Annotated in this window: 5 protein-coding genes; 4 read left to right on the top strand and 1 reads right to left on the bottom strand. The window is 42.7% G+C overall.

Annotation, left to right across the window (positions count from 1 at the left end; genetic code table 11):
• Window positions 1-1,005, bottom strand: a 1,005-nt coding sequence (locus tag L8106_RS14570) for an ATP-dependent DNA helicase RecQ (RefSeq protein WP_009785097.1), incomplete at its 3' end; no start/stop codon positions are given.
• Window positions 1,006-1,235: 230 nt separating this feature from the next.
• Between L8106_RS14570 and L8106_RS14565 the strand changes: the two genes are divergently transcribed.
• From L8106_RS14565 to L8106_RS14550, 4 genes are all read left to right on the top strand, one after another.
• The gene (locus L8106_RS14565; protein ID WP_009785096.1) at window positions 1,236-2,426 is read left to right on the top strand and encodes a hybrid sensor histidine kinase/response regulator; all 1,191 of its coding nucleotides are present in this window, start codon (window positions 1,236-1,238) and stop codon (window positions 2,424-2,426) included.
• Between the two features lie 248 nt (window positions 2,427-2,674).
• Window positions 2,675-3,325, top strand: a complete 651-nt coding sequence (locus tag L8106_RS14560) for a hypothetical protein (RefSeq protein WP_009785095.1) — start codon at window positions 2,675-2,677, stop codon at window positions 3,323-3,325.
• 32 nt (window positions 3,326-3,357) lie between these two features.
• Complete coding sequence (locus L8106_RS14555) at window positions 3,358-4,296, top strand: DUF1822 family protein (protein ID WP_039896350.1); 939 nt, start codon at window positions 3,358-3,360, stop codon at window positions 4,294-4,296.
• Window positions 4,297-4,433: 137 nt separating this feature from the next.
• Window positions 4,434-9,056, top strand: a complete 4,623-nt coding sequence (locus tag L8106_RS14550) for a CHAT domain-containing protein (protein WP_009785093.1) — start codon at window positions 4,434-4,436, stop codon at window positions 9,054-9,056.
• Window positions 9,057-9,096: the final 40 nt, after the last annotated feature.

Here is a 9,096-nt window from a genome sequence, read left to right as displayed (position 1 = left end):
TCGTCCGGCTCGTCCGGCTTCTTGATAATAACTTTCTAAAGTTCGGGAGAGATCATAATGAACCACAAAACGAACATCTGGCTTATTAATCCCCATCCCAAACGCCACTGTTGCGACCATGACTTCGACATCATCTCGAATAAAACGAATTTGATTTTCGCGGCGTTCTTCATCGGGTAATCCGCCATGATAGGGTAAACAAGGAATCCCCTTTTCTCGCAATTTAAACGCTAAATATTCGACTCGTTTGCGGGTCAGACAGTAAATAATTCCTGAACCGCCCGCTTGCTGAATAATCTTCAACAATTGCTTAAAACTGTGAGTATGTTTAGGAATGACTTCATAATAAAGATTGGGACGTAAAAAACTCGCAATATGAATTAAAGGTTCATTTAAAGCAAGCTGTTCAATAATATCCTCTCGAACTCGGGGAGTTGCCGTCGCCGTTAACGCCATCATGGGAATCTGAGGATAACGATGTCGTAACTTTTTTAATTGTCGATATTCTGGCCGAAAATCATGACCCCATTCCGAAACACAATGAGCCTCATCAATCGCAAAAGCTGAGATTCCCACTTGAGTATTGACTACATCTAAAAAAGATAAAAATCGTTCGCCTAAAAGTCGTTCAGGAGCAACATAAACCAGTTTTATTTTTCCTTTCAAAATTGCTGCTTCCCGCGATCGCAATTCCTCGGGTAAAAGTGTACTATTAAGAAAATTTGCTGCAATCCCATTATCCTCCAGCGCAATCACTTGATCTTGCATCAAAGCAATCAGAGGTGAGACGACCACTGTTATTCCGGGTTTCAAAAGCGCAGGTAACTGAAAGCACAAGGATTTTCCCCCCCCAGTCGGCATGACAATCAGCAAATCTCGCCTTTGGAGGGCTTGTTCAATAATTTCTCGTTGTCCCGGACGGAAGGAGTCGTAACCAAAAAAGTGCTTGAGGGACTGTTCAAGGGATTGGGGCTGGGCAAAAGAGGATACAGATAGCCCTGACATTGATTTATACGAGATAGATGGACTTCTTTACTATTGTAGAAAAATCTGTTCCCCCTCGCTTCATTCTCGCTACAATAGCCAATGACCGAAAAAATGTTACCGTTGAAAAAATTTGATTCGCGTTTGCCTCAATCCGATTTCGGGGAAAATTGGGGCTATCCCTGAATGATAGCATTCTTCCTGTTCAGGTTTTCAGAATTGATCCAGCATCAAAAATTAGGGGTACAAATATGATTCAGTCTTCAGTGCAACAAGCTGATATTTTAATTGTGGATGATACTCCTGAAAATTTACGATTGCTGTCTTCGATGTTAGAAGAACAAAGCTATAAAGTTCGTAAAGCCACCAATGGCAAACAAGCGTTAAAAGCGATAGAAGCCCAATCTCCTGATTTGATTTTACTCGATATTCTGATGCCGGAAATGAACGGTTATCAAATTGCGAAACATCTCAAAAGTTTAGACTCAACTCGTGATATTCCGATTATTTTTCTCAGTGCGCTTAACGATACAATGGATAAAGTTTTTGCGTTTGATGTCGGTGGGGTTGACTATATCACAAAACCTTTTCAAGTGCAAGAAGTGTTAGTACGAGTCAGAACTCAAATTACCTTACGGAATCAACAAAAACAACTTCGAGAACAAAACCAAAAACTCCAACAAGAAATTAAAGAACGACAGAAAATTGAGTCTGCATTACGAGTTTATATCCATGCAGTTTCTCACGATTTACGCAATCCTGTTACCGGAATGTTAATGATTCTGAATAATTTACTGTCTAAAAAGTCTTCAGACTCTCCCTCAAGTTTAACCGTTAATACTAATATTTTAGAACAAATGGCGAATAGTTGCGATCGCCAACTCAATCTTCTCAACTCTTTAGTCGAAACCAGTGATACAGATTTACAAGGAATCTCTCTGAATTGTCAACCCCTAGACTTGGTGACTTTCACTCAACAATTAATCACGGAATGGCAACCTATTTTTGATAAAAATAAAGTGGGTTTAAATCATACACTGCCGTCAAGTTTACCTCAAGTTCAAGCCGACTCTACTCAACTTTGGCGAGTCTTTGATAACTTGTTTTCTAATGCGATTAAATACAATATTCCGGGATTAAGTTTAACGTTATCTACGGAAATAATTTCTGACAAAAAAGCAAAAATAAAGAGTTGTAATCAATGGATAAAATACACCATTTCTGATAATGGAGTGGGCATCAACCCCGAAGAATCCGAGAAACTTTTTGAACTCTACAAACGCGGGAAAAACGTTGGAAAAATCAAAGGATTGGGTTTAGGTTTATATTTATGTCGTCAAATTATTAATGGTCATGGCGGTGAAATTGGAGTCATTCCTAGCAATAATTCAGGAGTATCATTTTGGTTTACATTACCTGTATTGCCGTCCAAAAAATCTTAATTTGAAGAGAAGTTTAGAAATATAGCGTTTCTATCTTCTGTGAAAATCAAAAATTTCATCTGCCCCTAACCCAGTCACACCGCTTTTTCAAGTCTCGGAATATTTCTTCAATGGCCACTCGTTTAGAGAGGTAATCGCTCACAAAACCGCCTATTGTAAATTTTTGTAAACTTTGGCAAACAATTTGGATAACAGCCCCAGGAAGCATCCGATAGTAATCAGAGGATAAAATTCTCAGAAATAAATGTATGAACGAGCAACAGCTTCAAGCGCTAGCTCTGGAAGTCCAACAGCATCCAATAGATACAACTGCTAGACGGATAATTGTATCAAAACTCATTGATACAATTTACCGTTCCCGCCAACTCACTCGCCCATATCAAGGTCAATTTCAAGGAGTCTATGAAGATATTTATCAGGAAGCCGTGCAGAATCTTTTTTTGTATATCTGCAAAAATATTGACAAATATGATCCGCAACGGGGAAAATTTATGACTTGGGTGAATATGTTATTAAGTAGACGCTTTTTTCGAGAAGCTATTCCCAAAGTGATTGGTACAGCCAATGAAATTAACCTAGAAAGTTCTATTTTAGAAAATCTAGAAGACTTGGCAACTAAGGAGAGGGAAGACGAGGATGATTATATCCGGACTTTTCAAAAAATCAGACGATATATTGAAATCGACCCGAAAGGAATTTTTAGACAAGCATACATCAAAAAATATCCCGAGGTCAATTTTCGAGAAATCGCGATGAAAAGATGGTCGGGCGTATCTTGGAAAGACATTTCAGATGACTTCAATATTCCCGTAGCGACTTTAAGTAACTTTTATCAAAGAAACTTAGAAAAATTTCGCCAGGAATTGAGAGACTTGTGTGGTTTGAAAAATTTGAATTAGACTGTTAAATTAGAGGAAAAAATAGGGGCAATATGTTAACGTTTTCTACATTTACAGGGCCGATATCAACCCAAGCTGTTAGGGTCGCAGAAAAAAGAGCAAGACAGCAAGCCACGCCCGAAAAAAGTCAGCAAGTTCTGCTGAATACTTTGTCCGTATTTTTCGTAAAGTTCTATCTGGAGTGTATGGGATTTGAAACAGACTTAGAAGCAAGTGACAGTTGGAATCCGGTAGAACAAACGCTAACAGATGTCGCCGATTTATTGATTAAAAATTACGGCAAATTAGAATGTCGTCCGGTGTTAGAAGATGCAGAGTTTGTTTGTGTGCCACCGGAAGTTCAATCCAACCGAATTGGTTATGTCGTTGTGCAAATCAATCAATCTTTGCAATCGGCGAATTTGTTGGGGTTTGTCAAGGAAATATCAATTGATGAGTTTCCGATTAATCAACTACAACCTTTGGAGTTTTTCTTAGATTACCTCGAACAGTTGGAATTAAAAAATAATCAATTAAATCGTCAAGAAACCGTTAATTTAAAACAATGGTTGGAGAATATTTATGAATCCAATTGGTTGCCAATAGAATCCATATTTTCTCAACAAATCGCTTGGCAATTTAGAAGCCATGACGAAAGGGAAATCAACTCGGTTTCTCGGGCTAAATTGATTAATTTGGGAATCAAAGATAATGGCGCATCGGTCGGAATAGTTGTCAAGGTTAGCCCGGACGAAAACGAATTCGACGAAATAAACATTATTGTAGAGTTACACCCAACAAACGGTCAAGAATACCTACCACCTTCTCTAGGGATTATGATTTTAGACGAGGAAGAAACTGCCGTGATGGAAGCCTTAACTAAAAACGATAACCCAAAAATTTCCCTGGAATTTAACGCCTCTGTCGGCGATAGTTTTGGCGTGAAAATAGTCTGGAAAGATATTACTATTACAGAGAATTTTATGTTGTGAATTCCAGCGGCTAACATTATAACAATACCAGTAGTCTGCTGTCTGTCACTCATTTATGTGACTATTGACTAAATGACTAATGAGCTATTATGTTAACAAGTTTAAACTCTAGCATTCACTCAATTTTAATATCGCCTATGACCAAATTAGTGACTTTAAAGCTTGATGGCGATTTACAGCAGGGGGTTCGGGTAACATTTTCAATCGCTAATGAAGGTGCTAGCCCTCATCAAGAAGTCACTGGAAATTTACCCCCCATAGAACAATTGCAGACAAAAATTGACCAGTGGCGGTCAAATTATCGGAGTTTGGGGAGTTCTACTCGCGCTCTGAAAGCGAAAAAAGTGAGCTACTCAGGTTCCATTACCCACAAATATAAAGACTGCAAAAATTCCGCTCATGCGTTACAAAAACAATTAAATAATTGGCTGCATTCAGAATCTTTTCGCCCCATCCGCGAGACTTGGTTAAAGGAATTACAACAAAAAGAATCCGTGCGGGTATTGGTTCGCACATCCAGCCAGCAGTTGCGACAAATCCCCTGGCATTTGTGGGATTTGTTAGAAGAATATCCCCAGGCTGAACTCGCTTTGAGTGCAACTAATTATCAAAAACCAATAACAGCAAAAACGCCAACCTACAGAGAAAAAGTCAAAATTCTGGCAATTTTGGGAAACAGCAGGGGTATTGATGTAGAAACAGACCGAAGCTTGCTCAACAGTTTACCCGATGCGGAGGTCACTTTTTTGGTACAGCCCCGACGTCAGGAAATTAATGACTCTTTGTGGTCAAAACACTGGGATATTTTGTTTTTTGCGGGTCACAGCCAAACGGTGGGAGATAGCGGTCGAATCTACATCAATGAAAATCAGGAATACTTAACCATTGATGACCTAAAATACGGCTTGAGACAAGCGGTAAACAATGGATTAGCTTTGGCAATTTTTAATTCCTGCGATGGGTTGGGATTAGTATCGGAATTAGAAGCGCTACAAATTCCGCAAATTATTGTCATGCGAGAACCCGTACCCGATGAAGCGGCACAGGTTTTTTTAAAGCATTTTCTCCTGGGTTTTGCCAATGTTGGTCAACCCTTATATCAAGCCGTAAAAGAAGCCCGATTAAAGTTGCACGGTCTCGAAGATAAATATCCCTGCGCTTCTTGGTTGCCCGTAATTTATCAAAATGCCGGAACGACTCCCCCGTGCTGGTTAGACTTAGGTCGTCGTCCGACTAAAATCAGTCCCTACCGAGGTTTATTTGCCTTTCGAGAAGAAGACGCCCATTTATTTTTTGGCCGAGAATCTTTGATCAAAATGTTGGTAGAAGCCGTACAACATCAACCCTTAGTTGCGGTGATAGGTTCGAGTGGGAGTGGTAAATCTAGTGTAGTATTTGCGGGTTTGGTGAACCGCTTGCGGAATGCAGGAAACTGGCAAATCGTTGACTTTCGTCCGGGTTCAAGACCTTTGTTTGCCCTCGCCACTGCCCTTGTTTCTCAAAAAGAAACCCACCTAAGCCGCGCCGAACGGTTGCGTTCGATTAGAAACCTGGCTGCCGATTTAAAAGACTGTGAAAATGGGTTGCGGGATGTGATTGATGATATCCTTTGTGTTGACCCAAACCAGCGTTTGTTGCTAATTGCCGACCAATTTGAAGAACTGTATACCCTGTGCAGAGATACCCAAGAGCGCAACGTTTTTTTAGATAGATTATTGTCAGCAATTTATAATTGCCGAAATTTTAGTTTTGTAATCACGTTGAGGGCCGATTTTCTCGGACAAGCGCTGTCTTATCGCCCCTTTGCCGATGCCTTGCAGTACGCGGACTTAAAACTGGGTTCCATGACCCACTCCGAACTGCAAGATGCCGTAGAAAAGCCTGCGGCGTTGTTGGGAGTAACCATCGAACAGGGACTCACAGAACGGATAGTTTCTGCGGTGAGCGCCGAACCCGGGGATTTGCCGCTGTTGGAATTTGCTTTGACCCAACTGTGGGCCAAACAGCAAGATGCCCGGTTGACCCATGCCGCTTACGAGGAAATTGGCGGGGTAGAAGCTGCACTAGCCCATTTTGCCGATGAAGCCTATCAGCAACTCAACTTTGAGGAACAAGAACGGGCGCAGCGAATTTTTATCCAACTCGTCCATCCGGGGGAAGGTACCGAAGACACCCGCCGTATCGCCACCCGGGGGGAAGTGGGCGAGGAAAATTGGGCTTTGGTGACTCGCTTGGCCGATGCCCGTTTGGTGGTGACGGGATACGACGAGAAAACGAGTTCGGAAACGGTAGAAATCGTCCACGAAGCGTTAATTCGCCGTTGGGGAAAGTTGCAACAGTGGATGCAGCAAGACCGGGATTTTCGGTACTGGCAAGAACAGTTGCGGGCGGCAATGCGAACTTGGGAGAGTAGTAATTGTGATGAAGGGGCTTTGTTGCGAGGAAAACCGCTTTTTGATGCCGAAGATTGGTACAGCAAACGCTTTTTAGAATTGAGTTCCGATGAGAAGTGTTTTATTAAGTTGAGTGGGGAACTTAAAAAGTGTGAAAGTAAAAAACAAAAACGCAGACGACAATTAACAATTTGGGGACTATCTGGTGGCTTAGTTGTAGCCTTGAGTTTGGCTGGGGTGGCTGGGTGGCAATGGCAGAATGCAATCATCAGCCAAATCACCACGACCAGTGCATCCTCAGAAGCGTTATTTGCCTCCCATCAGGAGTTAGAAGCACTCACCGCAGCAATTAGGTCGGGTCAGCAATTGCGAAAATTGCCTTGGGTCAAAACAGATACTCGGACAACTGTTATCAATACCCTACAAAATCTGCTTTACAGAATCAAAAACTACAACCACTTAGAAGGACATAGAAGTGGGGTACAAACCGTAGCTTTCCGCCCAGATGGTGAAATGATGGCTACTGTCAGTTGGGACGGGACAGTTAAATTCTGGCAGCCAGACGGTAGCTTACTGAATAGACCTTGGCTAAATAATTTGAAAAATATTTCAGCCGTTGCTTTCAGCCCAGACAGCAAAATAATTGCCACAGCAAGTGGGAAAACTGTTACGCTCTGGAATCTAAATGGTAAGATGCTTAACAGGCTTGAAGGACACAAGTATACAGTTGTTGCCCTAGCTTTCAGCCCTGATAGCCAAATCATTGCCACAGCAAGTGGGGATGCAGCAAGTGGGCAAGGGGCTGTGCAACTCTGGAGACAAGACGGCACTTTGCTCAAAACCCTAGAAGACCAAAAAAATAGTAATCTTGATTTTCAGTTAACAGTTGCTTTTAGCCCCGATGGTAAGATGATTGCTTCAGGAGGTTGGCATGGAGCATTGCGTCTCTGGAAAAAAGATGGGACTTCCATCACCCACACCCTGTTAGGTGCAGATGCAATTAACACCGTCAGTTTTAGCCCCAATAGTCAGATAATTGCCACGGGGACTGCAAACGGCAGTGTCTACATCCATCAGGTAGATGGCACCTTAGCAACGACTTTCTCTGGAGACAAAGATGGAGTTTGGGGAGTAAGTTTCAGTCCAAACGGTGAGATCATTGCAACTGCGGGTAGTGATAGGACGGTCAAACTCTGGAAATTAGATGGCACTTTAGTCAATACTCTGCAAGGGCATAGGAATGTGGTTCTGGCAGTCGCTTTCAGCCGTCAGGGTAGTATGATTGCCTCTGCTAGTGATGATGGTACTATCAAACTTTGGAAACCAAACCAACCCCCAATGCCCGCCCTTAAACCGGGAAGTCAGATTTATGCAGTCCGTTTTAGTCCTGATGGTCGCCAGATTGCGACAACCAGTGGGTATGGAACGGTTACACTTTGGAACCGAGAAGGTACATTGCTGAAAACTGGGGAATGGCATGATGGCCCAGTTGTCGGAATAGATTTTAGCCCTGAGGGTCAAATCATTGCCACAGCAAGTGGAGACCAGTATGTCAGACTTTGGAAGTCAGATGGCATCTTAATCAAACCTCTTGAAAGGCATAGTGGTAAATTTGTCGGAGTCAGTTTTAGTCCTGACAGTCAAGTTATTGCGGCGGCGAGTGATGATGGAACTGTTAAACTTTGGAAACGCCAAGCCAGTGGTGAGTTTTCATCTCGTCCCGACACAACCCTCTCTGGACATACCCAGGCTGTTCGTGCAGTTGCGTTTAGCCCTGAGGGTCAGATCATTGCCACAGCCAGCGACGATCAAACAGTCAAACTCTGGAAACGAGAAGCCGCAGGTGAGTTTTCATCTCGCCCCAACAACACCCTGACTGGACATACCCAGGCTGTTCGTGCAGTTGCGTTTAGCCCCGACGGTGAAATCATTGCCGCAGCCAGTAATGATCAAACCATCAAACTCTGGAAACGTCAAGCCAGTGGTGAGTTTTCATCTCGTCCCCACAACACCCTGACTGGACATACCCAGGCTGTTCGTGCAGTTGCATTTAGCCCCGACGGTGAAATCATTGCCACAGCCAGTAACGATCAAACAATCAAACTTTGGAAAACTGACGGCACCTTAATCAAAACTCTCACAGGTCATCGGGATGCAGTTAGCGCAATCGCTTTCAGCCCTGATGGCAAGACGCTGGCTTCAGCAAGTAAGGACAAAACTGTAATTTTATGGAATTGGCAGGAAAATTTAGGTATAGAAAGGCTACTAGAGTTGGGTTGTGATTGGGTGCGAGACTATCTGAAAACCAATCCCAATATGAGCGACCGCGATAAGCGCCTCTGTGATGGAATGGGTGATCATAAGTAGTCAACTGCTAGGCGTTCGTCATAGAAGCACGGAGCGTGTT

The organism is Lyngbya sp. PCC 8106 (assembly GCF_000169095.1).
Classification (GTDB): domain Bacteria; phylum Cyanobacteriota; class Cyanobacteriia; order Cyanobacteriales; family Microcoleaceae; genus Capilliphycus.
Note: the sequence above shows the minus strand (reverse complement) of the source record. Positions and strands in the feature narration are given on the sequence as shown.

Coding starts and splice junctions, on each gene's coding strand:
- L8106_RS14565 (WP_009785096.1), top strand. CDS start 1,236: ATGATTCAGTCTTCAGTGCAACAAGCTGATATTTTAATTGTGGATGAT.
- L8106_RS14560 (WP_009785095.1), top strand. CDS start 2,675: ATGAACGAGCAACAGCTTCAAGCGCTAGCTCTGGAAGTCCAACAGCAT.
- L8106_RS14555 (WP_039896350.1), top strand. CDS start 3,358: ATGTTAACGTTTTCTACATTTACAGGGCCGATATCAACCCAAGCTGTT.
- L8106_RS14550 (WP_009785093.1), top strand. CDS start 4,434: ATGACCAAATTAGTGACTTTAAAGCTTGATGGCGATTTACAGCAGGGG.